The sequence below is a fragment of the Comamonas sp. 17RB genome (assembly GCF_030056555.1).
GTDB classification, from domain to species: Bacteria; Pseudomonadota; Gammaproteobacteria; order Burkholderiales; family Burkholderiaceae_C; genus Comamonas; species Comamonas terrigena.
Window position 1 is genome coordinate 280767 of record NZ_JASHHY010000005.1, and the last position, 24972, is coordinate 305738.

Sequence of the window (24972 nt, forward strand, 5' to 3'; positions counted from 1 at the left end):
GCTGGCACCCGGGAGGGCGGTCATGCCTCCCGATGATCGGCAGAGCCCGGCTTCCGATATCCCTTGGTACTGGCGCCGTGCCGAGGAGGCCTGCGCTGGCGTCGTCGCGGGGAGTCGTGGGAGTTGCCACAGCGGCGTCGCTATGGATGCTGCAGCGCAAAAACTTGCTACAGTGGGGTTCCATGGTTCGCTGCACACTCACCACCACTACCTCCACTACCTCCACGACCGCTGATTGCGGACCGTGTGAAGTGCCGTGAGCGATCGGTCGATCCACTTCCCAGGCCCGCCAGCAATGGACAGGGCTTTTTTTATGCCCTTGCGCCGCTGGCACCACGCAAGGAAATGCATACATGTTTGCCCTGTTAGTCCTCGATGTCCAAGTCGGGCTGGTCCACGGTCCCGAATCCATGTGGCGCTGCACCGAGATGCTGGAGACCATCAACACGCTGATGGCCCAGGCGCGGCGCGCCGGAGCCCCCATTTTTCTGGCACGGCACATCGGTCCCGTGGGCACGCCCATCGGCCCTGGCAGCCCGTTGACCGAACTGGCGCCGGAGTTGCAGCTGGACGGTAGTGAAGTGGTGTTTGAAAAGCACCGCCCCAGCGCTTTTGCAGGGACCGGTCTGCTGGACAAGTTCCACGCTGCTGGCGTGAGCGGCGTGGTCATCACCGGAATGAAAACCCAGTATTGCGTGGACACCACTTGCCGGGCTGCGCGCGATCTGGGCCTGGAGGCCGTGCTCATTGCCGATGCGCACACCTGCGCAGACAGCCCTCAGCTGCGTGCCGAGCAGATCGTGGCACACCACAACGCCACGCTGGCTGGAGCGTTCTGCTCGGTGGTGCCTGCACATGCCTGGAGTTTCCCGGTGCCGGCCCAGGCTTAGCGCACTGCCGCGCCGGCATGCTGAGGCCTGACCCATGCCACCGCCGGCCCTGCGCTCGGAGCTGGTGCGCAGGTATCCGAATGCCGGTGCGGTGTGTGGCGTGCGTTTAGCGCAAAGGGGTATCTGTTCTCATGCGATGGCGCCGGTGCATCGCTTCCATGTGCGCGGAGACCGTCGGGTGCGATCGCGTGTTGTGCTCCCTGTGGTTGGTGGCTGCCCCTGTTTGGCAACGGATGCCGAAGAAAAAAGCCGGTGCCTTGCGGCGTGCGTGGGAACTGAAGAGAGGGAGGGAGGAGACGCTCCCAGGCCCGGCAAAAAGGTAAAGCCTGTGAACGGTAGGACCTGGACTGGAATCAGTGCACCGCCATGCAGCGGTACAGGCGCTGCACGGTTCTCACGCTGATGGCGGATGCCCTGGGAAATCGCCGCATGGCATCTTCAAGGGCCGCGCAGGTGCTGGGGAACAGGGCGGTGTAGTACGCCCCTTCGACTTTGATAATGCACCGCCTCATTGATGACTCCTTGAACGTGATCTGCTGTCTACCGTTTATCGGCTAGTTTGTATCAAACTGAAACAGAATTGTGTAAAGACAGCGTCGGTCAGCGGTTGCTCTCGCTGCAGAGGCCACCTACAGGGTGACAGCGGAATGAAAAAGTCGCTGTCTTCTGGCGCGTCCGCCATGCCCGGCAGCGCAGCAGGGAGCAATGCACCGGGTCCGGCGTGGAACGATGGGCCGTTGCCATGCCACCCCGGGCCATGCATGGGCAGTGCCTTGCCTTGCGTGGCAAGGCTGTTGCAGGTGTAGGTGTGCCGGTGGCTGCAGCCAGGCTGCGCGCGCTATCCATGGCATGAAAACTTCCGGAGGACCCCGGAAGTGCGAGCGATGCGCTGCAAGTGCAATGCAACGCATTCCAGCTGTGAAATAAGGCCTTTGGCGCCATTCGCGAAAAGCGGACACGGCGCGTTTAGACTGCGGGTTCCCTTGGGGAGTAGCCTGCTTCCGCCCTGGAAGCGTCTGCGTCAACACACTCGGCATCTTCATGCTGTGGCGCAGACATCCGTTCTTCGGTTGGCGAGACCATCGGCATGTCACCACGACGCAGGTCGGGCAGTGGAGGCATGCCGTTGTGCTCAGGCCCGACCGTATTCTCAGAACCCCAGATGAACGCTGCTTCCGTCACCCTTTTGGCGCTCGCCATGTCCACGGATGCCTTTGCTGCCGCCATTGGCAAAGGATCCGCCCTTGTGAAACCCCGTTGGTCAGAGGCTGTGCGCACCGGCCTGATCTTTGGTGTCATCGAGGCCATCACTCCGCTGGTCGGCTGGGCGCTGGGCTATGCCGCTGCCGACTACGTCAAATCCTGGGACCACTGGATCGCCTTTGTCCTGCTGCTGGTGCTGGGCCTGCGCATGGTGGTGGGAGCGTTCCAGCACGCCGATGCACCGGAGATGAGCAAGCCCGCACGGCACGGGTTCTGGCTGCTGGTGGCCACCGGTTTTGCCACCAGCATCGATGCCATGGCGGTGGGCGTCGGCCTGGCGTTCCTGGATGTGAACATCACCGTGGTGGCGCTGAGCATCGGGTTTGCCACTTTCGCCATGGTGACGCTGGGCGTCATGGTGGGGCGCCTGCTGGGTCACATCACGGGCCGGTGGGCAGAGGCCGTGGGCGGCCTGGTGCTGATCGCCATTGGTTCGCTGATTCTGTACGAGCATCTGTCCGTCGCCTGAGAACGGCACCATATCCACGGCCAGTGCTGCACCGCCATCCATTGCAGCGCTGGTTCCGTGGATGTGTGAATGTGCCCCATTTTTCGACTGTGCCTGACCGCCACAAAGCTTCTGATGGGCATGCGCAGGGTGGGCCGTAAATAGGCCAAAGAGATATTTATGGGCGCCCATAAAAAATCCCGCTGCCGGCGGGATTTTTTATGAAGAAAAAGTTGCCGACAGCCAATGCGGCATGGTTTCTTGCCGTGCATAGGGGCTTGCGTTTTTATAGCAGGTCCATATTGGGGGCAGCCGAATTGCGTGATTTTTTCAGCGTGGCAGAACGCGCATGGGCCGCACTTTTGCGGCGTCCCAATATGCCGCCGTCACGGATATGGGTGCCATCGCCTTTCCCATTTTTTTCTGTCCTGTCAACCGTCTGCTGCCACCCATCCACATATGGGTATCAGGGCATGTTTTTTGTGCCGAAGTGTTTCAAAAACAGAGGTGTTCCACGCGAATTTTTGTCGGAGAAAAGGAGGACTCTGCGTCTGAAACCAGCGGATGCCATGCACCAATTTATCCGGCAGCGCCACCAAATCCTCGCTTTTGAGTGGTCATCTTTTATTGCGAATGTTCTGATAAAAGTTACGCACGAAGAAGGAGGTCTCATGCAGTACGTTTCCGGTATCTTCAAGCATTCTCCCGAGATAGCGCTCTTCCTTTCCCTGGCCTTGGGGTATTGGATCGGTAAATTCCAGTTCGGTAAATTCCAGCTCGGCGGAGTGGCCGGATCGCTGCTTGCAGCGGTCGCCATCAGCCAGGTGGGCGTGACCATCGACAACGGCGTCAAGTCGATTCTGTTCGCGCTCTTCATCTACGCCGTGGGTTTTGAAAGCGGCCCCCAATTCTTCCGTTCCCTGGGACGCCAGACCATCCGCGAGATCGTCATGGCGGCCGTGCTGGCGCTCAGTGGGCTGGTCACGGTGGTGGTGCTGGCGCGCATGTTCGAGCTGGACAAGGGCCTGGCGGCAGGCATTGCCGCTGGCGGACTGACGCAATCGGCCATCATCGGCACGGCCAGCTCTGCCATCGACAAACTGGGGCTGGCCGCAGACGAGTCGCAGCGCCTGCAGGCCAATGTGGCCATCGGCTACGCGGTGACCTATATCTTCGGCTCGTTCGGCGCCATCATTGTCTGCGTCAACATCCTGCCGTGGTTCATGCGCCGCAGCATCCGCGATGACGCCATCAAGGCCGAGGCCGAAGCCCTGAAGGGCGCACGGGTCTACGGCCACGGCGAGACGCCCGCACTGCCCGACATCGTGGGCCGCGTGTACCGCGTGCAGGTGGGGGCCGGCAAGACCGTTGCGGCGCTGGAGCACAGCGTCAGCGGCGGGCCGATCACGGTCGAGCGGGTCCAGCGCGACGGCAAGCCCATTGGCGTCAGCCCGGAGCTGGTGCTCCAGGACGATGACCTGCTGCTCATCGTCGGCCGCCGCAGCGGCGTGGTCGGGCTTGAAGCGCTGATCGGACCAGAAACGCTGTCCGAGCCCGGCATGGAGCTGGTGGTCACCACGCGCGACATACAGATTGGCGGCAAGGAGTTCGTGGGCCAGACCGTGCGCGCCATCATCACGCTCAGCACCGATCTGCGGCACGGCATCTACGTGCTGGGGGCATCGCGCGGCGGGGTGAAGCTGGACCTCAAGGACGACACGGTCATCGAAGCCGGCGACGTGGTCACCGTCCACGGCGTGCAGGAAGACCTGCAGCGCCTGGCAGGTCGCGTCGGGCCGGCCATCATTCCCAGCGACAAGACGGACTTTGTGTTCCACGGCCTGGGCCTGGTCGTCGGCCTGTTGATCGGCCTGTTCGTGGTGCGCATCGGCGCGATTCCACTGACCCTGGGCGCGGGCGGCGGTGCACTGCTGTCCGGCCTGGCCTTTGGCTGGTACCGCAGCCGCCACATGAACATGGGCAATATGCCCAGCAGTGCCTCCACGCTGTTGCGCGACCTGGGCCTGGCCGGCTTTGTCGCGGTGGTGGGCCTGCAGTCGGGCCAGGAAGCCGTGCACACGATTGCGCAGAGCGGCCTGTCCATCTTCCTGATTGGTGTGGTCGTGACGATTCTTCCGATGATCCTCACGATGCTGGTCGGCCGCTACGTGCTGCGCTATGACAACGTGGCGATCTTTGCGGGCGCGCTGTCCGGATCACGCAGCGCCAACCCTGCATTCGGTGAGGTGCTGGACAAGGCCGGAAATTCGATTCCGACCACCCCGTTTGCCGTCACCTATGCGCTTGCGAATGTGTTCCTGACGCTGTTGGGCCCTTTGGTCGTGGCCTTTGCCTGACTTCAACTTTGAAACGGAGTAGATTGAGATGACTGATTACAGCCAATTCACCAAGCTGAGCCCTTTCGAACTCAAGGATGAGTTGATCAAGCTGGCCTCCGGCCGACCCGCCAAGGACATGCTGAACGCCGGCCGCGGCAACCCCAACTTCCTTGCCACCGTGCCGCGCCGGGCCTTCTTCCGCCTGGGGCTGTTCGCGGCCACGGAATCGGAGCTGTCCTTTTCCTATATGCACGGCGGCATCGGCGGGCTGCCGCAGATCGAAGGCATCGAAGGCCGTTTCGAGCGCTTTCTCAGTGAATTCCAGGACCAGGAAGGCGTGGCCTTTCTGCGCCGCGCGCTGAGCTATGTGCGGGACCAGCTGGGGCTGTCCGCCTCGGAATTCCTGCACGAAATGGTGGAAGGGGTGCTGGGCTGCAACTACCCCGTGCCGCCGCGCATGCTGCGCGTCAGCGAGCAGATCGTGCGCCAGTATGTGATGCAGGAGATGGTGGGCGGCCGCGTGTCGGCAAAGAAGGTGGACATCTTCGCCACCGAAGGCGGCACCGCCGCCATGACCTACATCTTCGATTCGCTCAAGCAGAACAAGCTGGTGAGCAAGGGCGACAAGGTGGCCATCGGCATGCCGGTGTTCACCCCCTACATCGAGATTCCGGAGCTGGAAACCTACGGGCTGGAAGCCGTGGCAATCAACGCCGATCCGGAGGCCGGCTGGCAGTATCCGGACTCCGAGCTGGACAAGCTCAAGGACCCGGCGATCAAGATCTTTTTCTGTATCAATCCCTCCAACCCGCCATCCGTGAAGCTCAACGACCACGGCCTGGAAAAGATTGCCCAGATCGTCAAGAACGACCGGCCCGATCTGATGATCCTGACGGACGATGTCTACGGTACCTTCGCTGACGACTTCCGTTCGTTGTTCTCGGTGTGCCCGATGAACACCATCCTGGTGTATTCGTTCTCCAAGTACTTCGGCGCCACGGGCTGGCGGCTGGGCACCATCGCCCTGCACCAGAACAATGTGATCGACCAGAAGCTGGCGGCCCTGTCTGCGGCCGACAAGACCTCGCTCGAACACCGGTACGCGTCCATCACCACCGATGTGCCCGGGCTGAAGTTCATCGACCGTCTGGTGGCCGACAGCCGCACCGTGGCACTCAACCACACGGCCGGGCTGTCCACGCCCCAGCAGGTGCAGATGGTGCTGTTCTCGCTGTTCGCACTGATGGACGAGAGCAACCATTACAAGGCGGCGCTCAAAGGCGTCATCCGCCGGCGCCAGGGCGCGATGTACGCCGAGCTGGGCATCGAGGTCCCCGACGACGAGAACTCGGTGGACTACTACACCCTGCTGGATCTGGAGAAGATCTCCGAGCAGCTCTACGGCGCCGAGTTTGCGGCCTGGGTGAAGGGCAGCTTTGCGGCCAACGAGCTGCTGTTCCGCATCGCCGATGAAACCGGCATCGTGCTGCTGCCGGGCCGGGGCTTCGGCACCCCGCACCCCTCGGGCCGCGCCTCGCTGGCCAACCTCAACGAGTTCGAATATGCGCGCATCGGCCGGGCCCTGCGCAGCATGGCCGACGAGTACTACGCAGCCTGGAAGAAGAAAAAATGACGGCACCCCGGGCCGCTGCGCACCACCATGCGTGGCGGCTCGGACGGTCGGCTGTCAGGTTGAATGGGGCGGTATAGGTCGGAGTAGATCGGTATAGGCCAGCCGCCCCGCAGCCCCGCCAGCGATAAAAAAGCCCCGGAGCCTGAGCGCCGGGGCTATTTGTTGGGGTGGGATGTCCGGGGGCTGCCGATGGGCCGCGCCGCTGTGCCTGCGCACCGCTGCGCATCATTGCGCCTGGGGCTGCTTCAGTCCTATTCAGTCTTCTTCGAACACCAGGGTGGTGGGCGCCATCACGCGGGCCAGATCGCCCAGTGTGGGGATGATGCCCTGCTTCACATAGCTGTAGGGCGTATCGGGCTCCAGCGCGGCGGCGGCCACATTGGCCAGCGGCTGGTTCATGCTGATGAAGTAGCTGCCGGGCACGGCGTCGATGGCGTTGCGCACCACGCTGATCTTGGCATCGGCACCGGCGGCGGCATAGCCGTCGCTGAGCACCGGGGCCTGTTCGGCCACGCGCTGCACCTGCACGCCCAGCAGGCGCAGGCGTTCCACCGCGCGGTCGCTTTGCGGCGACAGCCAGTAGCCGCAGGGGCGGGGGCGCTGCAAGGAGGGGCGCAGTTCCTGGCTGGAACGCCAGGCGGCGCGCACCGTCTTGTCGGCGCCAGTCAGCGGATCCAGCATGACCACATCGCGCTGGGTCTGCTGTGCCTGCGCGGCCACGGTGAGCTGGCCCTTGCAGGCCTGGGAAGCCACATCGCGGGTCACAAAGGACTGCACCTTGCTCAGATCGTCGGCACGGGCAATGGTGTCGTTCAGCGCGGCCGTCAGTGCCGTCACCTGGGTGTGGACCCGGCGCTGGATGTGCAGGCGCTGCAGGTCGGCGCCGCGGCTTTGCACCGTCAGGCTGGGCAGGTTCTTCAGCGCCGCCATGTTGAACAGGCTGGTGGGCGCAGGGCTGCCCGTGCTCAGCACCTTGTCGGTGGGGCTGGCCGTGTAGGCCCAGTCCACGCGCTGTCCGGCCTGGGTCAGGCTGTCGGTGATGGGGCGGTGCAGCCACTCGCGTTCGGCCTTGGCCACGAACTCGTGCACATTGGGGCTCAGGCCGTACTGCAGGCCGGCATCGTCGGCGCGCAGGGCGTCGAACTGCTCCAGCGTGGGGTGGATGGCGGCAAATTCCTCGGCATTCACCACCACGGTGGGGCGGTAGTCCCGCACCAGCTTGGCCAGTGCGCGGGCTTCGGGGGTTTGTAGCAGCAGGTGATCCTGCGTCAGCAGCGTGCCGTCCGCAGTGGCGGCGCTGCCGGCTTCAAAGCCATCGGGGTTGGCGCGGGGCACCAGCACCACATTGACCTGGCCCAGCAGGGGGTGCAGTCGGCCACCGGCATCCAGTTCCTGGCTCATGGCCAGCAGCGCCTCGGTGGGGGCAAAGTCCGTGCCTTGCTGGCCGGCCACGATCAGTACCGTGGGGCGGCGGGTCTCGTCCAGGGCTTCGGGGTTGATGGCGCTGGCCTTGGCGGCCACCAGCGCATGGATGGGGCGGCCTTGCTGGCTGGTGCCGATGGTGATCAGGCCCAGGCGCACGGGCTGGCCCAGTGTCTTGGTGGACAGGGTCTGCAGCAGCGTGCTCAGCTCTTCATTGGTGGTGAAGCTGCGGCGGCCGTTTTCCAGGCCGGGCGTCTGGTAGCGCACGGCGGGATCGGGGAAGCGCAGCGCCACTTCACCGGCGTAAGGCAGGGCTTCCAGCGCAGGGGCTGGGGCGATCGGCGTGGTTTGCGCCGTCGACAGAATGGAGGAGGGCGAGCCGCCGGCGGCCTCGGGTGCGGGTGTGCGCGCCGGGGCCGGAGCGGGCGCGGGCCGGCTGGGTTGCCAGACGGGCAGCGGGGTACTGGCACAGCCGGCCAGCACCGTGGCGGCGCCCAGGACGCTCAGCCACCGCAAGGGGGCAGAACGGGCTTCCGAACGATCCTGAAGGGAGGAGGGGGCGAAAGTGGAGGGCGTGGTCATGGTGTGCGGGTACCTCGGGTCACGGTCAGGCCATTCCGCAGCCGCAAGGGCGTGCGGGTGGCGCAGGGGCAATGCTAGCTGCAGCGTGGGGAGTCCGTGTGTCAGCGCAGGGCGCGCTGCTGCAGTTCGAAAACCTGCAGGCGCAGGGCCTGCAGGTGGGCGGGATCAGCGGTTGTAACCGCCGCCACCGCCACGGCGGTTGCCACCGCCAAAGCCGCCGCCGCCATTACCGCCACCGCCGCCATTGCCACCGCGGCGGTTGCCGCCGCCGAAGCCGCCACGGCGGCCGCGATCGGCCATGCTGTCCACGCTGGTGCGCATCGGGTCAGGCTGGCCGCCATTGCCGCCGCCGCCATTGCTGCGCGGAGCGGCATTGCGGATCACGCCCACATGGGTGCCCAGGTGGGCGTTGGCGCGAGGGGGTTGGTCGTCAAAACGGCTCGGCCCTTCGTAACCGTCGCGGATCTGGCGCTGGGGTTGGCTGCGCGGTGCGCGTTGCTCGTCGCGGGGGAAGTCGCTGCGCGGTGCATCGGCACGCGGGTTGTCACGCGAGGGGCGTTGGCGCGAGCGATTGAAGCCCTGGCCGCTGCGGCGTTGCTGGGCGTCGCCCTCACCGGCGAATTCGGGGCGCGGTGCACGGGCCTGGTCGTTGCCACGGCGGTTGCTGCCGTTGCTGTGACCCTGGCGGCGCTGGCCGTCTTCGGATGCCGCGGCACCCTGGCCACCTGCGGCGGGGCGGGGGCCCTTGCCCTTGCCGGCGGCACGGTCGCCACCCTGGGCCACCTTGTTGGTGCGGATGCGGTCCATCATTTCCTGGCGCGCAGCCTTGGCGGCGGCCTGCATCACGTCGCGGCTGGGGGGCTTGCCGGCGCCGCCCCAGATGGTCTGGCGGCCCATGGCGATGGGTTCGGCCTTCTCATCGGCTTCGGGGCCGAAGCCTTCGAGCACCTGCACCGGGATCTCCTGCTTGGTGAAGCGCTCGATCTCCATCATGAAGCCTTCTTCGTCCATGCACACCAGGCTGACGGCATGGCCTTCGCGGCCGGCGCGGCCGGTACGGCCGATGCGGTGCACGTAGTCTTCAGGGACGTTGGGGATCTCGTAGTTCACGACGTGCGGCAGCTCGTCGATGTCGATGCCGCGGGCCGCGATGTCGGTGGCCACGAGGGCGCGCAGCTCACCGGTCTTGAAGCCGGCCAGTGCCTGGGTACGGGCGCTCTGGCTCTTGTTGCCGTGCAGCGCCATGGCGCTGATGCCGTGCTTGGTCAGGTAGTCGGCCACATTGTTGGCGCCGAACTTGGTGCGGGTGAACACCAGCACCTGGCTCCAGTTGTGTTCCTTGATGATGTGCAGCAGCACTTCCTTCTTCTTGCCGCGGCCCACGGGGTGGATCACCTGGGTGATGCGCTGCACCGTGGTGTTGCGCGGCGTGACCTGGATGGACTGCGGGTTCTTCAGCAGGCTGTTGGCCAGCTCGCGGATGTCGTCGCTGAAGGTGGCGGAGAACAGCAGGCTTTGCTTGTCCTTGGGCACCAGGTTCAAGACCTTCTTCACGTCATGGATAAAGCCCATGTCGAGCATGCGGTCGGCTTCGTCCAGCACCAGGATTTCGACCTGGGACAGGTCCACCAGACCTTGCTGCTGCAGGTCCAGCAGACGGCCGGGGGTGGCCACCAGAATGTCCACGCCCTTGCGGATGCGGTCCACCTGGGGCTTCATGCCCACGCCGCCGAAGATGACGGTGGAGGTGACGTCCAGGTACTTGGCGTAGCTGACGAGGTTTTCGTTGATCTGGGCAGCCAGCTCGCGGGTGGGCGAGAGCACCAGAGCGCGGATGCCGCCGGCCGGAGCCTGGGTGCCGCCTTGCGTGAGGCGGTGCAGCATGGGCAGCGAGAAGGCAGCCGTCTTGCCGGTGCCGGTCTGGGCGCCGGCCAGCAGATCCTGGCCGGTCAGCACAGCGGGAATTGCCTGTGCCTGGATAGGTGTCGGGTTTTCGTAACCCTGTTCGAGCACGGCCTTGACAATGGCGGGTGCCAGGTTCAGTTCTTCAAATGTCATTCTTGTCGATACGCCCGTCCGGGGCGCTGGGTATCAGCCTGTCGGGGCAACCTGCGTTGGTTGCCGGGCCAGTCTTAGGCAGATGATTTCAAGGAATGGGAGCCTGGAGCAGCGTCCGTCGTCCCCAGCTGAAATGCTGATGCCAAGGGCAACTGGAGCTCTTGGCTATGCATATTGTCGCATGCGTCGATAATCATGGTTGGTCGGCAGCCTCCGGTTGCCCAGATTTCTCACCAAAACCCAGATTTTTTTCGTAAGCATCCATGGCCCAATACGTCTTTTCGATGAACCATGTCACCAAGACCGTGCCGCCGAAGCGGCAGATCTTGAAGGACATCTCCCTCAGCTTCTTCCCCGGCGCCAAGATCGGCGTGCTGGGCCTGAACGGCTCCGGCAAGTCCTCGCTGCTCAAGATCATGGCTGGCGTGGACAAGGAAATCGAAGGCGAAGCCATTCCGATGGCCGGCCTGTCGATCGGCTACCTGCCCCAGGAACCCCAGCTGAACCCCGAGCACACCGTGCGCCAGGCCGTGGAAGAAGCCATGGCCGAGGTGAACAACGCCAAGGCACGTCTGGAAGAGGTGTATGCCGCCTACGCCGAGGAAGATGCCGACTTTGACGCCCTGGCTGCCGAACAAGGCCAACTGGAAGCCATCATTGCCGCCGCCGGTACCGACTCCGAACACCAGCTGGAAATCGCCGCCGATGCACTGCGCCTGCCCGCATGGGACGCCGTGATCGGCCAGCTCTCCGGTGGTGAAAAGCGCCGCGTGGCCCTGTGCAAGCTGCTGCTGTCCAAGCCCGACATGCTGCTGCTCGACGAACCCACCAACCACTTGGATGCCGAATCCGTGGAATGGCTGGAGCACTTCCTGCACCGTTTCAGCGGCACTGTGGTGGCCATCACCCACGATCGCTACTTCCTGGACAACGCGGCCGAGTGGATTCTGGAACTCGACCGTGGCCACGGCATCCCCTACAAGGGCAACTACTCCGACTGGCTGCTGCAAAAGGGCAACCGTCTGGAAGCTGAACAAAAGGGTGAAGAAGCCCGCGCCAAGGCCTTGAAAAAGGAACTGGAATGGGTGCGCCAGAACGCCAAGGGCCGCCAGGCCAAGTCCAAGGCCCGTATCGCCCGCTTCGAGGAACTGAGCGATTACGAATACCAACAGCGCAACGAAACCCAGGAAATCTTCATTCCTGTGGCCGAGCGTCTGGGCTCCAAGGTCATCGAATTCAACAATGTCTCCAAGGCCTTTGGCGACCGTCTGCTGATCGACAACCTGTCCATGAACGTGCCTGCGGGCGCCATCGTCGGCATCATCGGCCCCAACGGCGCCGGTAAGTCGACCCTGTTCAAGCTGATCGCCGGCAAGGAACAACCCGATTCCGGTACCGTGGACATCGGCCAGACCGTGAAGATGGCCTTCGTGGACCAGCACCGCGATGCGCTGGCCAACGACAAGACCGTGTGGGAAGACATCTCCGGCGGTCTGGACATGATCAACGTCGGCAAGTTCACCATGGCCTCGCGTGCCTACGCCGGTCGCTTCAACTTCAACGGCCAGGACCAGCAAAAGAAGGTCGGCAACCTCTCCGGTGGTGAGCGCGGCCGTCTGCATCTGGCCAAGACCCTGATCCAGGGCGGCAACGTGCTGCTGCTGGACGAACCGTCGAACGACCTGGACGTGGAAACCCTGCGTGCCCTGGAAGACGCGCTGCTGGAATACGCCGGCACCGTGATGGTGATCTCCCACGATCGCTGGTTCCTGGACCGTATCGCCACCCACATCCTGGCCGCCGAAGGCGATTCGCAATGGGTGTTCTTCGACGGCAACTACCAAGAGTACGAAGCCGACAAGAAAAAGCGCCTGGGCGAAGAGGGCGCACAGCCCAAGCGCTTCCGCTACAAGGCCCTCAAGTAATTCTTGCGGTCCTGCAAAAAGGCTCCTTCGGGAGCCTTTTTTCATGGGAGATGGGGTGCAGCAAGTACCGGCGGCCCGTGTGCACGCCCCGGGGGCCGGCGGTGCACGGCGTGGCTTCCCCTGTCGCTGGCGCGACCGGGCGCTGCCGGCGCAGGGGCAAATCCCAGTGCCACGGAAGGCGCAGGCCGCCTAGATTCGCGGGGTACCGCGGCCCAGGCGGGGGCAACACCCAGCCATGCCGCACCGTCCTAGCATCTTCCGGAGACTCTCCCCATGCCCGTTTCTTCTTCTCTGCCCCTGTCACGCCGCGGCATTGCCCGTGCCGCAGCCGCCTTGCTGGCCACCTGCGCGCTGGGTGCCGGCGCGCAGACTGCCTACCCGAGCAAGCCCGTGCGCGTGGTGGTGGGCTTTTCGGCCGGCGGCACCACCGACGTGGTGGCGCGCATCATGGCCAAGGAGCTGACGCAGGCCCTGGGCCAGACCTTCATGGTGGACAACAAGCCCGGTGGCGGCAGCAACATCGCCACCGATCTGGTGGCCGCCGCCCCGGCCGATGGCTACACCCTGCTGTTTGTGGCCGTGACCAGCGCCATCAACCAGACCCTGTACCCGAATGTGAAGTTCGACCTGAACCGCGACTTCGAGGCCGTGGCCCTGGGTGCCAAGGTGCCCAATGTGCTGGTGGTCACGCCCAATGTGCCGGCCAAGAATGTGAAAGAGCTGATCGCCTGGGCCAAGGCCAACAACGACAAGGTGTCCTACGCCTCATCGGGCAGCGGCACCTCCATCCACATGGCGGGCGAGCTGTTCAAGGTGCGCACCGGCCTGCAGACCCAGCACGTACCGTACAAGGGCAGCGCGCCGGCGCTTACCGACCTGATGGGCGGGCAGGTGCAGTTCATGTTCGACAACATGCCGTCTTCCTGGCCCCAGGTGCAGGGCGGCAAGCTGCGCGCGCTGGCGGTGACCACCAAGACCCGCTCGCCCTCGGCGCCGGACCTGCCCACCATGGAAGAAAGCGGCGTGGCGCCGTTCGACGTGAGCAGCTGGTTCGGCCTGATTGCCCCCAAGGGCACGCCCAAGGACATTGTGGACAAGCTGAACAAGGCCATGAACGCCGCCTTTGACAAGCCCGAGGTCAAGGAAGCCTACGCCAAGCTGGGTGCCGTGGCTGAGCACAATACGCCGGCCCAGTTCAGCAGCTTCATCCGCTCGGAAGTCAGCAACTGGGCGCCGGTGGTCAAGGCCTCGGGCGCCAAGGTGGACTGAGGCAGCCCTCCCAGTCCCCATCTCCGCCCACCGGCCACCCGGTCCGTCCGGGTAGGCGGTGGATGCGTGATGCCGGCATGTTCCCGGCGTGCACCCGGCGTGTGCCCGGTACCCTGCCCGCTGTGGGGCCGCAGGGTTAGCGGGCTAGCGGGCAGGGCGCAGCCCGTCGCTCCAGCACGGCAGCCCGGCCTGACCGGGGACCTCCACCGCGCCGGCCAGCAGGATGGCGCGGGCCGTGGCCACGGCCACGGCTTCGGCGGCCAGGGTGAACAGCGTCATCAGGCCCAGCGTCCGGCCGGACTGGCCCGTGCCCAAAGCAAACAGGGTGTCGCCGTCGCTCATGGTGTGCACCGGGTTGATGGCGCGCGCCAGGCCGTCGTGGGCCACGGTGGCCAGGCGCTGGGCCTGGGGCTTGGTGATCTGGGCATCGGTGGCCACCACGCCGATGGTGGTGTTGCTGCCGGCCAGAATGGTCTGCGGACTGTCGCCGCGCAGCAGGGCATCGCGGGCGCACAACAGAGCGGCGCCATCGGCCGTGCGCGCACCGGCCAGCAGCTCGCCGGTGGTTGGGTGGTAGACATCGCCCAGGGCATTGCAGGCCACCAGGGCGCCCACGGTAACCCCATCAACGGTGAAGCTGGCCGTGCCGATGCCGCCTTTCATGGCCCGTGCAAAGCCAAAGATCTTGCCCACCACGGCGCCAGCGCCGGCGCCCACGCTGCCTTCGGCCGGGCGTTCGCGGGTGGCGGCCTGGCAGGCCGCATAGCCGGCGGCGGCATCCGGGCGTATGGCCATATCGCCCAGCATCACATCGAACAGCACGGCAGCGGGCACCAGCGGAATGCGCCCCACGCCAATGTCCAGCCCGGCACCCTGGGCTTCCAGCCAGCGCACCGTGCCGCTGGCGGCATCCAGCCCCCAGGCGCTGCCGCCCGCCAGGGTGATGCCGTGCACCTGCTGCACCAGGTTGGAGGGGGCCAGCAGATCCGTTTCGCGGGTGCCGGGGGCGGCGCCGCGCACATCCACACCGCCCACGGCGCCCTGCGGGCACAGCACCACGGAGCAGCCGGTGGGGCGGCGGGTGTCGGTGTGGTGTCCCACGCTGATGCCCTGCACCCGGGCGATGTGGCCGGGATGCTGCAGCAGGTCGAGAACAGCGGCGGAAGGCGCAGAAGCGGCGGGGAAGAAAGCGGTCACAGGCAGGCTCCGTCAGGGCGATGGCCGGGTTTATATGGGATGGGTGATAAACAAATAGTTTTTTTATCTCTAGGGTTTACCCATGGCGGCGCGATACTGAAGGGCGACCGCCACCGTCCGGTGGCCTGGATTCTCTCCCCCCATTCTCTCTTTTGTCCCTTTTGCGAGTTTTCCCATGACCTCCCGCTTTGTTTCCCGCCGCGCCGTGCTGGCCGCTTCCACCCTGGCCCTGGTGGCCGCCCTGGGCACACCCGCGCTGGCGCAGGACGCCGCCAAGAAGAAGCTGCTGATCGGCGCCACCGCCGGCTCCAACTACGACCTGCTGCAAAAAGGCATCCTGCCCCAGCTGCAGAAGAAGGGCTACCAGATCAAGCTGGTGGAGTTCAACGACTATGTGCAGCCCAATCTGGCCCTGAGCGACGGCTCGCTGGATGCCAACTTCTTCCAGCACCGCGCCTACTTTGACCAGTTCACCGCCGACCGCAAGCTGGCGCTGAGCGCCATCGTCCAGGGCCCTGTGGCCCCCATGGGCGTCTACAGCAAGAAGCACAAGTCGCTGCAAGGCATCCAGAACGGCGCCAAGGTGGCCCTGCCCAACGACCCCAGCAACCTGGCGCGCGCGCTGCTGGTGCTGCAGCAGGCCGGTCTGGTGCAGGTCAAGTCGGGCGTGAACCCCGCCCGCATCTCCGAGCTGGACCTGGCGGCCAACCCGCACAAGCTCAAGTTCCTGCCGTTGGAAGCCGCCCAGCTGCCGCGCGTGCTGGAAGACGCCGACTACGTGGTGGTCAACGGCAACTTCGCCATCTCGTCCGGCCTGAAGCTGAACGACGCCGTGGTGCTGGAAAAGACCCCCGAACAGTACCTGAACGTGGTGGCCGTGAAGACCGGCAACGAAAACAGCCAGTGGGCCAAGGACCTGGCTGCCGCCTACCGCTCGGCCGAGTTCAAGGCCGTGGTGGACAGCCAGTTTGCCGGCTACGCCAAGCCGGCCTTCCTGCAGTAAGCATCTGCACGGGCCGCTGCTGCGGTCTGCCGGCCTGAGGGCCTGACTGGCTGGCACCAGGCACCAAAAAGGGACTGCAGGGCAGTCCCTTTGCTTTGGGCGACGTTTTGCTGCGGGGCAGGGCACAGGGCGTGCTGGAGGGTGTGGCGCTGCCGGTGCCTGAAGAGGGCGGAAAGGGGGCAGATAAGCCGCGAAAAGGGCGCCGCAAGGAGAAATGTCCGCGGTGTTGCCAAACCATGGGTTGCACCAAGCTGGTGCGAAAGCAGCGGCTTTGTCGGCGCTTTGGCCGCGAATTGTTGCTTTTTTGCTTCAATTTTTCCGCTCAGGGCAAAAAAAGCGGGCTCCAGCCTCTTGCATGGTGACGCCCTCTGTGCACACAGCAGAGAATCGCCGCATTGTCACAAGGAAACAACATGAAAAAAACTCTCATCGCCTTCGGTGCTGCGCTGACATGCCTGGGCGCTGCCCACGCACAAAGCAATGTCCAACTGACCGGCCTGGTCGACATGTATGCCGGCTCCATGAAGCTGGCCGGTGAAGACCGCAAGAGCGTGGTCGGCTCCGGTGGCATGTCCACCTCCTGGTGGGGCGTGCAAGGCTCGGAAGACCTGGGCGGCGGACTGAAGGCCGGCTTCATGCTGGGTGCTTTCTTCCGTGGCGACACGGGCTCTCCCGGTCGTTACGACCTGGCTTTTGGTGAAACCTTTTTTGCCCGTGACGCGAATGTGTCGCTGGCTGGCAGCTTCGGTAAGCTGACCCTGGGCCGCACCTCTGCGCCCAACTTCCTGCCTTCCGTGTTTGCCAATCCGTTCGGCGATTCCTTCACCGTGTCTCCGCTGATCCTGCACGAGAACATGTGGACGGACTACTCGCGCGCCGATCTGAAGGCACTGAATACCTCGCCGGCTGACACCGGCTGGAGCAACCAGATTCTGTACTCGTCGCCTGACTTCGGTGGTCTGAGCTTCAACCTGGCTTACCAATTCGGTGAAGTGGCCACGGCCAACAGCAAGAAGAACGTGGGTGTGAACGCCACCTACCGCACCGGCGGCCTGATGCTGACCGGCTTCTACGAACGCGCCCAGGTGCAGAACCCCACCGGCGGTCTGCTGGCCAGCGGTACCAAGCAGGACTGGATGCTGGGTGGCTCCTATGACTTCAAGGTCGTGAAGGTCTACGGTACCTACGGTCAAGCCAAGACCAAGGACAACGACAACTACGAAGGCAAGACCGTGTCGCTGGGTCTGGACGTGCCTGTCAGCTCGGCCGGCACCATCAAGGCCGCCATCGCCCGCACCAAGATCGAAACCCGTGTGGCCGGCGTGCTGGACCTGGATGGCAACCGTACCACCACCACCATTGGCTACGACCACAACCTGTCCAAGCGCACCGACCTGTACGGCGTGGTCATGAATGACCGCCTGAGCGGCCTGAAGTCCGGCACCAGCTTTGCTGTCGGCATGCGCCACCGCTTCTAAGCAGTTGCAGACCTTGTGTCTGCCCTGCTGGACCTACCCGGCCTCGGCCGGGTTTTTTTATGTCTGCGCGCCACGGCGCACGCCGCAGGCTCCCCCTCCCCGTGGCATACCTTCCGCCAACGGTTCAGTCTTCATATGAATAATTGAATAAGGATTGGAATTTTTATTGGTTGGAGATTGAAGCGACTCTGGACATACTGCCGCCAGACGTTTGCAGCAGGCCGGCACCACCGGTTTCCTTCGTGACAGAAGCGGGGGCTGAACCAGCCCCCGACACCCGCGCTACCTGCACAGACAGACCGTTTTTCAAGACCCGCGCCGCAAGACGGCCAGAGAGATCCCAGGAGAAGCCACCATGTCCCGTTTGTTCACCACCCGCCGTTCCATCCTGGCCGCTGCCGTGCTGGCTGCCGCCTCGGTCGGCCTGTCGGCCCCGGCGCTGGCCCAGGACGCCAGCAAGAAGCAGCTGGTGATCGGCGGCACGGCCGGCTCCAACATCGACCAGCTGCAGTACGGCATCGTGCCCCTGCTGCAGAAGAAGGGCTACAAGGTCAAGCTGGTGGAGTTCAACGACTACGTGCAGCCCAACCTGGCCCTGGCCGATGGTTCGCTGGACGCCAACTTCTTCCAGCACGAGGTCTACTTCAACCAGTTCAAGGGTGACCGCAAGCTGGACCTGGTGGCACTGACCCAGGGCCCCATCGCCCCCATGGGCGTGTACAGCAAGCAGCGCAAGAGCCTGGCCGACCTGAAGGAAGGCGACCGCGTGGCCCTGCCCAACGACCCCAGCAACCTGGCGCGTGGCATCCTGCTGCTGCAGCAGGCCGGCCTGGTCAAGATCAAGGAAGGCGTGAACCCGCTGCGCGTGTCGGAGCTGGACCTGGCATCCAACCCCAAGAAGATCAAGCTGGTGCCGCTGGATGCCGCCCACCTGCCGCGCGCTCTGGATGACACGCAGTTCGCCATCATCAACGGCAACTTCGCCATCTCTTCCGGCCTGAAGCTGACCGAAGCCGTGCTGCTGGAAAAAGTGCCCAACCACTACCTGAACATCGTGGCCGTGAAGACCAAGGACAAGGACACCCAGTGGGCCAAGGACCTGGCCGAAGCCTACCGCTCCGCCGACTTCAAGGCCGTGATCGACAGCAAGTTTGCCGGCTACGCCAAGCCAGCCTTCCTGCAGTAAGCCCTGCCGCAAGGCGCTTGCCCAAGTACACCAGGGACCGCCATGCGGTCCCTTTTTGCTTGCATGGTTCGTTCGTGATGCTGCCGATGCACTGCGCCGTGCGGGCCGCCGGGCCACCGGGCCGGGACCGAAAGCCGTGCTCGCTGCTGTCAGCGCGCTACGGCGTAAAGCTCGTCGCGCAGGATGTGGAGCGCGCGCAGCTCGATCTGCTGCAGCGCCCGCACCTGGGCGGTCGGCAGTCCCCGCGTCAGCAGGGCGGCGCCCAGGTCGCTGAGCATGGCGGCCCCGGTCTGCGGGTTCCACAGGATGTTGTGCGCATACAGATCGCCATGCAGCACACCGCTGTAGTGCAGGTGGCGCACGGCGCCGCTGATCTGCGCCAGGATGTGCTGGGCCGCTCCGGGCGACAGCGGCAGGCCGGGCGCATAGATATCGCGCGTGCAGCTGCGCAGGCTGGGCGGGCCGGCCAGCGGCTGCATGCCTTCGGGCAGCAGCGGCAGGGCCATGGCCAGCTGGCCCTGGGGAAGGCCGCTGACGGTGGCCAGCGGGGTCAGCAACTGGGGGTGGGGCGCCACCGCCATGCCCGCCGCCAGCTCGGACTGGGGTGTGCCGTCGCTGGTGTGGGCGGCCTTGAAGACCTTGAGCGCCAGCTCCGTTCCGCTGCGCGTGTTGCGGGCGCGGTAGATATGGCCGCTGGCGCCTTCGCCCAGCAGCGCACCCACCTCCAGGTCCGCAAAGGGCAGGGCCTTGTCGGCAGCGGTGGCATGCAGCTGCTGCTCGCCGGCCTGGGTCAGCGGGTTGCCGGCCAGTGCCGGCCAGGCCAGCTGGGGCAACTGCAGCAGCACCTCGGGCACGGCGGTGAAGCGGTTGCTGGCCATGCGCAGCAGCTCCAGCCGGTTGCAGCGCACCAGGCTGGCGGGCAGGGCGGTCAGCTGGTTGCAGGACAGCATCAGCTTCTGCAGGCGCGGGCGCTCGCCCAGTGCGTCGGGCACGCTGGTCAGGCAGTTGTCGGTCAGGATCAGCCAGCGCAGGCGTGCAGGCAGGCTGTGCGGCGGGACCTCGGCAATCCGGCAGGCACGGAAGCCCACCATCTCCAGCTCCGGCAGCTGGCCCAGCACGGGGGGCAGCTGGGTGAAGGGGTTGTGGGAGGCAAACAGCACGCGCAACCGTGCAAAGCGCACGAATTCGGCGGGCAGGGAACTGAGCTGGTTGCCGGACAGGTCCAGCAGCTCCAGGGTATCGGCCAGGGCGAACAGGGCCGGCGGGATGGTCGTCAGACCCTGGTTGCAGAGTCTCACCTCGCGCGCTCCGGCCAGCGCGCCACTTTCTAATTGATCCAGGGTATGCATGCGGGCGCCAAGTGTAGGCGCCCGCCTGTCACCTTCCCGGCAAGATGGGTGGGCCCACGCGGATTTTTTTCTCGGCGTGGGCCGGCCTTGATGTACCGCAGCCCGGGGCCGCGGCTGCGACCCGGGTTCAGTGCACGGCTTCGATGTGGGTGATCAGCAACTGGCCTTGGGCGTCTTCCACATGAAAGCGCACCTGGTCGCCAGGCTTGAATTGCGCCAGCTGGGTGTGGTCCTTCAGCGCAAACACCATGGTCATGGCCGGCATACCCAGGTTGGTGATGTCGCCGTGGCGAATGGTGAGCTTGGCGCCGCGGGCGTCGACCCGGGTGATTTCACCGGAGGTCAGCACCGTGGTGGGGTCGGCCGCAGCCGCTGCCTGCGGGGTTGCAGGGCTGTCTGCCACCGCAGCGCCGTGGGCGCCATGCTGGCTGTGGTCCATGGGCGCGGCGGCACCCTGGGCCTGGGCGCTGCCCCAGGCCAGGCCCAGTGCCAGCAGGGTGGCGCCCAGGGCCGGGGTGCGCAGGGAACGTGTGGAGGGGGAAAAAGCAAACATGGCAGGTCCTGGGTGCATCAACGGTAGCTGGAGAAGACGCGGGTGCCGACACCGCTGCCCATCAGATTCTGGGTGACCAGCAGCACATCGAACGGGTCCTTGCGGCCACCGTATTCGGGGCCGTCCATGCCGGGGCTGCCCACGGGCATGCCGGGGACGGTGATGCCCAGCGCCTTGGGCTTGTCCTTGAGCAGCTTGAACACATCGGCCGCAGGCACATGGCCTTCGACCAGGTAGCCGCCCACCAGGGCGGTGTGGCAGGAGCCCAGGTTCTGCGGCAGGCCCAGCTTGGCGCGCACGGCGCTGTTGCCGCTGTCGTGCACGGTCACGGCAAAGCCGGCTTTTTCCATCAGGGCGATCCAGTCCTTGCAGCAGCCGCAGTTCGGGTCTTTCCAGACTTCCATCGGTGTCTTGGCGGGTGCGGCGGCCAGTGCGGGCAAAGCGCCCAGACCGGTCAGGCCGGCGAGGCCAGTGGCGGCCAGCAGGCCCAGGGCGTGGCGGCGGCTCGTGCTTGTGTTGGTGGTACGCATGGTGTGTCCTTTTTTGAGGGGGTTATTCGGTGACCGTGAAACGGCCTTGCATGCCGGCCTGGTAGTGGCCGGCAATCAGGCAGGCAAAGTCGAAGCTGCCTGCGCGGTTGAAATTCCAGACCAGCTCTTCGGTCTGGCCCGGGGCCACATGGGCCATATAGGGCTCGGCGTGCTCCATGCCGGGGTACTTCAGCATCATCTGGGCATGCGCGTCCAGCGAGTCCCGGGTGCCCAGCACCGCTTCGTGCATCACCTGGCCTTGGTTGACCACGCGCAGGCGCACGGTTTCGCCCCGCTTCACCTGGAAGTGGTCGGGGCTGAAGCGCATGTCATCCGTCATGGTCAGGGTGATGGTGCGCTGGGCATGCTGGCCATCGCCGGCCAGGCCCCAGTCTTTTTGCACCGGGCTGGGGGTGGGGCGGCTGGCACCGGGCGCCGCATGGGCGTCCGTGCCGTGGGCCCAGGCGGGAAAGGCGCCGGCGGCCGCGCTGGCGGCCAGCACCAGGGCCGCCATGCAGGGAAATGTCTTCATGGGAGTCTTCCTTTCAATGCGCATGGCCTGCCGCCGGGGGCAGGGATTCCGGTTTGTGCACGCTGGCAGCGCCCGGGGCCGTACCCGGCGCGGTCTGGCGCGGGGCCTGGGCATCCAGCGGTGCGCCCTGCCATTCATAGGCCACCGTGCCCTTGGGGTAGCGGTACCAGCCCGGGTCGCGGTAGTCGTTGGCCCCCAGCTGGCTGCGCACCTTGAAGGTGGTGAACATGCCGCCCATCTCGATGTTCCCGAACGGCCCCTGGCCCGTCATCATCGGGAAGGTGTTGTCGGGCAGCGGCATCTGCATGGCGCCCATGTCGCCCATGCCGCGCTCGCCCATCAGCATGTAGTCGGGCACGATCTTCTGGATCTTGCCCACCAGACCCTGGTGGTCGACGCCGATCATGGTGGGCACGCCATGCCCCATGGCCCCCATGGTGTGGTGGCTCTTGTGGCAGTGCAGCGACCAGTCGCCCGGCGCATCGGCCACCAGTTCCAGCTGGCGCATCTGGCCCACGGCCACATCGGTGGTCACCTCCGGCCAGCGCGCCGTCAGCGGTACGGGGCCGCCATCGGTGCCGGTCACCTCGAACTCGTGGCCGTGCAGGTGGATGGGGTGGTTGGTCATGGTCAGATTGCCCACGCGGATGCGCACCCGGTCCCCCTGTTTGGCCACCAGCGGGCTGATCGCCGGGAAGGCGCGGCTGTTGAAGGTCCAGATATTGAAATCCGTCATCTCGTTGACCCGGGGCGTGGCGGCGCCGGGCTCCACCGCGTAGGCGGCCAGCAAAAAGGCGTAGTCGCGCTGCACCTCGGCAATCAGCGGGTGGCGGGCCTTGGGGTGGGTGATCCACAGGCCCATCATGCCCATGGCCATCTGCACCATTTCATCCGCATGCGGGTGGTACATGAAGGTGCCGGGGCGGCGCGCCTCGAACTCGTAGACAAAGGTCTTGCCGGGCGGAATGGCCGGCTGGTTCAGGCCGGCCACACCGTCCATGCCATTGGGCAGGCGCTGGCCGTGCCAGTGGACGGTGGTGTGCTCGGGCAGGCGGTTGGTGACGAAGATGCGCACCCGGTCGCCTTCCACCACCTCGATGGTCGGCCCCGGCGACTGACCGTTGTAGCCCCACATGTTGACGAAAAAGCCGGGCGCCACTTCGCGCACCACGGGCTCTGCCACCAGGTGGAATTCCTTGACCCCGGCGTTCATGCGCCAGGGACAGGTCCAGCCATTGAGCGTGACCACCGGGTGGTAGGGGCGGCCGTTGGGGGGCGTGAGCGGCGCAGCGGTGTCGGCACTGGCCTGGATCACGGGCTCGGGCAGCGCGGCCATGGTCACGCGGCTGACGGAAGCGGCGGCCACGGCCGTGGCGGCGCCAGTGAAAAAGGATCGGCGTTGCATATCAGTGGCCTGCCTCGGTGGTGGCAGCCGGCGCTGCGCTGGGGGTGGCTGGGGAGGGCGGCGTTCCGGGCGAGGTGCCCGTCAGCGCCAGCTGCAGGTCCACGTCGGCCAGCCAGAAGTCGCGCTGGGCCTCGGTGGCGGTGGCCACCGCCTGGGCGGTGCTGCGGGCCTGGGCCAGCAGTTGCCAGACGCTGATGAACATGCCGTTGTAGCGGTACACCGCTTCGTCCTGCAGAAAGCGCGCCAGCGGCACGGCCTCGGTCTGCTGCTGCTGGGCCAGGTCATAGGCCGTGCGGTAGCGCAGCCAGTGGCTGCGGGCCTCGCTGCGCGCGCGCAGCGCGGTCTCGCGCAACTGTGCGGCATTGCGCTGCAGGGCGGAGCGGGCGCCTGCGCTGGCGGCGCCGCCCCAGTCGAACAGCGGCAGCGGCAGCTCCAGCTCCCAGCCGCGCGTGATGTCGTCATGGCCGCTGGCGCGTTCGGTGCTGGTGTTGCGGCTGTAGCTGGCGCCGATATCGCCAAACATCGCACCCACGCGGGCAAAACCGTTGCGCTCGGCCGTGGTGTCCAGCTCACGGCGCAGGGCGCGCAGGTCCAGGCGCTCGCGCAGGGCCGTGGCTTCGGCATCGTCGCCGGCGCGCAGTGCGGCGGCGGCGGGCAGCGGCGGCAGGGTGGCCGGCAGCACAAAGTCCGCTTGCGTGCCCCACAGGCCCATCAGCCGGGCCAGCTGCTCGCGCTCCAGCGCGGCATTCAGGCGGGCGCGGGCCAGGTTGGCGGCGGCCTCCTGCTGCATGCGCAGCTCCTGGGCCTGCTCCAGCTTGCTGAAGTTGCCCACGCGCGCCATGCGCCGGGCCAGCTCACTACCGGCGGCAGCGGCTTCGTGCAGGGTCTGCGCCGTCTGCAGCTGCTGCTGTGCGGCCACGGCGCGCAGCCAGGCGCGGCGCGTGTCGGCAGCATGCAGCAGCACCTGCTGGGCGGTGATCAGCGTGGCCTGCTCCAGCTGCCAGCCTTGCCAGCGGGCTCGCCAGGGCAGGGTGATCAGGCTGACCAGACCAAAGCTGAGCTGGCGCTCGATCTCGCGTTCCTGGGCGTTGACAAAGCGCCCCAGCGTGAGCGTGGGGTTGGGCAGGGTCAGCGCCTGTACGCGCTGGGCATCCTGCACCCTCAGCGCGGCCACCTGGGCTTCCAGGGCCGGGCTGTTGAGCAGGGCGATGCGCACGGCGGTGTTGGCATCCACCGGTTGCTGCAGCCAGGCCGCCATCTGTGCACGGGCGGCAGCGCGGGCCTGGGGGGCGGGGTCGGCCAGCTGGCTGCCGGCGGGCAGGCGGCCTTCCGTATGGGTCGTGACGGCGCTGCGCTGGCCGTCCGGCGCCACGCTGGCGCAGCCGGCCAGCACCAGGGCCGCGACCACGGGGGTGAGGCGAAGCAGGCGCGGGCTCATGGCTGGCCTCCGTGGTGGTGACCCAGGTGAGCACCTGCCGCAGGTGCTGCAGTGGGCGCAGCCGGGGTGTGCGGGCGGTGGGCGGACCCGGCGGGGGTGGTGCCCGCCTGGGCTTTTTCCCGCTGCAGCACATCGGCATGGCCGCGGGGGAACTGGGCGACGGCGGCATTGGCGGCCTGCCAGGGCGTGCTGGCCTGCTCCACGCCGCCGCTGGCGGGCAGGGGCTGGTGCTGCAGCGGCCGGCTGGGGGCCGTGGGTTGCAGCCAGTCCGGCAGGCGGTAAGGCGGGGCCGCCTCTGCGCCTGGGGCTGCGGCCATGTGGTCGGCAGGAGTGGGCGCGGCCGTCTGGGCCCAGGCGCCGGGGGGCAAGGTGGTCAGGGCGGCAGCCGCCATCCACCAGGGGGTGAAAGAGTGCGCAAAGCGCATGCAAAGTCTCCTGCAACGTGACAAACACGGCGTCCTGCCGGGTGGTG

19 protein-coding genes and 1 riboswitch are annotated in these 24972 nt (G+C 66.0%); of the genes, 9 read left to right on the forward strand and 10 right to left on the reverse strand.

From position 1 onward, the window contains the following. Window positions 1-353: 353 nt before the first annotated feature. The 4 genes from QM470_RS11340 to QM470_RS11355 all read left to right on the forward strand — a co-directional run bounded on the left by QM470_RS11340 (window position 354) and on the right by QM470_RS11355 (window position 6573). Entirely contained in the window at window positions 354-890 is a 537-nt protein-coding gene (locus tag QM470_RS11340; protein ID WP_283339345.1) for a cysteine hydrolase family protein, read from the forward strand. Window positions 891-1870: 980 nt separating this feature from the next. After that, window positions 1871-2033: riboswitch (yybP-ykoY riboswitch) on the forward strand. Between the two features lie 19 nt (window positions 2034-2052). Beyond that, window positions 2053-2622, forward strand: coding sequence for a manganese efflux pump MntP (mntP, locus tag QM470_RS11345; protein ID WP_283339346.1), 570 nt, complete (start codon window positions 2053-2055; stop codon window positions 2620-2622). Window positions 2623-3272: 650 nt separating this feature from the next. Beyond that, window positions 3273-4958 carry an aspartate-alanine antiporter gene (gene aspT / locus QM470_RS11350; protein ID WP_283339347.1) on the forward strand — a complete coding sequence of 562 codons (1686 nt, stop codon included), beginning with the start codon at window positions 3273-3275 and terminating at the stop codon, window positions 4956-4958. 28 nt (window positions 4959-4986) lie between these two features. Further along, window positions 4987-6573: a bifunctional aspartate transaminase/aspartate 4-decarboxylase gene (locus tag QM470_RS11355; protein WP_283339348.1), complete on the forward strand. Its 1587-nt coding sequence runs from the start codon at window positions 4987-4989 to the stop codon at window positions 6571-6573. Window positions 6574-6828: 255 nt separating this feature from the next. On the opposite strand, the gene QM470_RS11360 is transcribed toward QM470_RS11355, so the two are convergent. After that, on the reverse strand, window positions 6829-8577 hold the full coding sequence (locus tag QM470_RS11360; protein WP_283339349.1) for a M14 family metallopeptidase: 1749 nt from the start codon (window positions 8575-8577) through the stop codon (window positions 6829-6831). Window positions 8578-8742: 165 nt separating this feature from the next. After that, window positions 8743-10635, reverse strand: coding sequence for a DEAD/DEAH box helicase (locus QM470_RS11365; protein WP_283339350.1), 1893 nt, complete (start codon window positions 10633-10635; stop codon window positions 8743-8745). Window positions 10636-10898: 263 nt separating this feature from the next. Between QM470_RS11365 and ettA the strand changes: the two genes are divergently transcribed. Beyond that, on the forward strand, window positions 10899-12560 hold the full coding sequence (gene ettA / locus QM470_RS11370) for an energy-dependent translational throttle protein EttA (protein ID WP_066533469.1): 1662 nt from the start codon (window positions 10899-10901) through the stop codon (window positions 12558-12560). A gap of 273 nt (window positions 12561-12833) precedes the next feature. After that, window positions 12834-13829 carry a Bug family tripartite tricarboxylate transporter substrate binding protein gene (locus QM470_RS11375; protein ID WP_283339351.1) on the forward strand — a complete coding sequence of 332 codons (996 nt, stop codon included), beginning with the start codon at window positions 12834-12836 and terminating at the stop codon, window positions 13827-13829. Between the two features lie 144 nt (window positions 13830-13973). On the opposite strand, the gene QM470_RS11380 is transcribed toward QM470_RS11375, so the two are convergent. Next, on the reverse strand, window positions 13974-14975 hold the full coding sequence (locus tag QM470_RS11380) for a P1 family peptidase (RefSeq protein ID WP_283339386.1): 1002 nt from the start codon (window positions 14973-14975) through the stop codon (window positions 13974-13976). Between the two features lie 226 nt (window positions 14976-15201). On the opposite strand from QM470_RS11380, the gene QM470_RS11385 reads away from it, so the two are divergent. The 3 genes from QM470_RS11385 to QM470_RS11395 all read left to right on the forward strand — a co-directional run bounded on the left by QM470_RS11385 (window position 15202) and on the right by QM470_RS11395 (window position 18693). After that, the gene (locus tag QM470_RS11385; protein WP_283339352.1) at window positions 15202-16029 is read left to right on the forward strand and encodes a MetQ/NlpA family ABC transporter substrate-binding protein; all 828 of its coding nucleotides are present in this window, start codon (window positions 15202-15204) and stop codon (window positions 16027-16029) included. Window positions 16030-16442: 413 nt separating this feature from the next. Then, window positions 16443-17507, forward strand: coding sequence for a porin (locus QM470_RS11390; RefSeq protein WP_283339353.1), 1065 nt, complete (start codon window positions 16443-16445; stop codon window positions 17505-17507). Window positions 17508-17862: 355 nt separating this feature from the next. Further along, on the forward strand, window positions 17863-18693 hold the full coding sequence (locus QM470_RS11395; RefSeq protein ID WP_283339354.1) for a MetQ/NlpA family ABC transporter substrate-binding protein: 831 nt from the start codon (window positions 17863-17865) through the stop codon (window positions 18691-18693). A gap of 149 nt (window positions 18694-18842) precedes the next feature. On the opposite strand, the gene QM470_RS11400 is transcribed toward QM470_RS11395, so the two are convergent. The 7 genes from QM470_RS11400 to QM470_RS11430 form a co-directional block, all read right to left on the reverse strand. Continuing rightward, window positions 18843-20042, reverse strand: a complete 1200-nt coding sequence (locus tag QM470_RS11400; protein WP_283339355.1) for a leucine-rich repeat-containing protein kinase family protein — start codon at window positions 20040-20042, stop codon at window positions 18843-18845. 127 nt (window positions 20043-20169) lie between these two features. Beyond that, on the reverse strand, window positions 20170-20595 hold the full coding sequence (locus QM470_RS11405) for a copper-binding protein (protein WP_283339356.1): 426 nt from the start codon (window positions 20593-20595) through the stop codon (window positions 20170-20172). A 17-nt stretch (window positions 20596-20612) separates the two neighbouring features. Next, window positions 20613-21125, reverse strand: a complete 513-nt coding sequence (locus tag QM470_RS11410) for a DUF411 domain-containing protein (protein ID WP_280014209.1) — start codon at window positions 21123-21125, stop codon at window positions 20613-20615. Window positions 21126-21147: 22 nt separating this feature from the next. Beyond that, a complete protein-coding gene (locus tag QM470_RS11415) occupies window positions 21148-21657 on the reverse strand; it encodes a cupredoxin domain-containing protein (protein WP_283339358.1) in 510 nt (169 codons plus the stop codon). Between the two features lie 13 nt (window positions 21658-21670). Beyond that, window positions 21671-23062 (reverse strand): multicopper oxidase family protein, encoded by a 1392-nt coding sequence (locus QM470_RS11420; protein ID WP_283339359.1) that lies wholly within the window; start codon window positions 23060-23062, stop codon window positions 21671-21673. 1 nt (window position 23063) lies between these two features. Further along, window positions 23064-24500: a TolC family protein gene (locus QM470_RS11425; RefSeq protein ID WP_283339360.1), complete on the reverse strand. Its 1437-nt coding sequence runs from the start codon at window positions 24498-24500 to the stop codon at window positions 23064-23066. Next, the gene (locus QM470_RS11430; RefSeq protein ID WP_283339361.1) at window positions 24497-24925 is read right to left on the reverse strand and encodes a hypothetical protein; all 429 of its coding nucleotides are present in this window, start codon (window positions 24923-24925) and stop codon (window positions 24497-24499) included. The genes QM470_RS11425 and QM470_RS11430 overlap by 4 nt, the downstream gene beginning before the upstream one ends. Window positions 24926-24972 lie beyond the last annotated feature (47 nt).

What these genes read in the sequence shown, in the direction of transcription:
- QM470_RS11390 (WP_283339353.1), top strand. Translation starts at nt 16,443, where the DNA reads ATGAAAAAAACTCTCATCGCCTTCGGTGCTGCGCTGACATGCCTGGGC.
- QM470_RS11415 (WP_283339358.1), bottom strand. Translation starts at nt 21,657, where the DNA reads ATGAAGACATTTCCCTGCATGGCGGCCCTGGTGCTGGCCGCCAGCGCG.
- QM470_RS11420 (WP_283339359.1), bottom strand. Translation starts at nt 23,062, where the DNA reads ATGCAACGCCGATCCTTTTTCACTGGCGCCGCCACGGCCGTGGCCGCC.
- QM470_RS11395 (WP_283339354.1), top strand. Translation starts at nt 17,863, where the DNA reads ATGTCCCGTTTGTTCACCACCCGCCGTTCCATCCTGGCCGCTGCCGTG.
- QM470_RS11405 (WP_283339356.1), bottom strand. Translation starts at nt 20,595, where the DNA reads ATGTTTGCTTTTTCCCCCTCCACACGTTCCCTGCGCACCCCGGCCCTG.
- QM470_RS11425 (WP_283339360.1), bottom strand. Translation starts at nt 24,500, where the DNA reads ATGAGCCCGCGCCTGCTTCGCCTCACCCCCGTGGTCGCGGCCCTGGTG.
- QM470_RS11355 (WP_283339348.1), top strand. Translation starts at nt 4,987, where the DNA reads ATGACTGATTACAGCCAATTCACCAAGCTGAGCCCTTTCGAACTCAAG.
- QM470_RS11365 (WP_283339350.1), bottom strand. Translation starts at nt 10,635, where the DNA reads ATGACATTTGAAGAACTGAACCTGGCACCCGCCATTGTCAAGGCCGTG.
- QM470_RS11400 (WP_283339355.1), bottom strand. Translation starts at nt 20,042, where the DNA reads ATGCATACCCTGGATCAATTAGAAAGTGGCGCGCTGGCCGGAGCGCGC.
- mntP (WP_283339346.1), top strand. Translation starts at nt 2,053, where the DNA reads ATGAACGCTGCTTCCGTCACCCTTTTGGCGCTCGCCATGTCCACGGAT.
- QM470_RS11360 (WP_283339349.1), bottom strand. Translation starts at nt 8,577, where the DNA reads ATGACCACGCCCTCCACTTTCGCCCCCTCCTCCCTTCAGGATCGTTCG.
- ettA (WP_066533469.1), top strand. Translation starts at nt 10,899, where the DNA reads ATGGCCCAATACGTCTTTTCGATGAACCATGTCACCAAGACCGTGCCG.
- aspT (WP_283339347.1), top strand. Translation starts at nt 3,273, where the DNA reads ATGCAGTACGTTTCCGGTATCTTCAAGCATTCTCCCGAGATAGCGCTC.
- QM470_RS11375 (WP_283339351.1), top strand. Translation starts at nt 12,834, where the DNA reads ATGCCCGTTTCTTCTTCTCTGCCCCTGTCACGCCGCGGCATTGCCCGT.
- QM470_RS11385 (WP_283339352.1), top strand. Translation starts at nt 15,202, where the DNA reads ATGACCTCCCGCTTTGTTTCCCGCCGCGCCGTGCTGGCCGCTTCCACC.
- QM470_RS11410 (WP_280014209.1), bottom strand. Translation starts at nt 21,125, where the DNA reads ATGCGTACCACCAACACAAGCACGAGCCGCCGCCACGCCCTGGGCCTG.
- QM470_RS11340 (WP_283339345.1), top strand. Translation starts at nt 354, where the DNA reads ATGTTTGCCCTGTTAGTCCTCGATGTCCAAGTCGGGCTGGTCCACGGT.
- QM470_RS11430 (WP_283339361.1), bottom strand. Translation starts at nt 24,925, where the DNA reads ATGCGCTTTGCGCACTCTTTCACCCCCTGGTGGATGGCGGCTGCCGCC.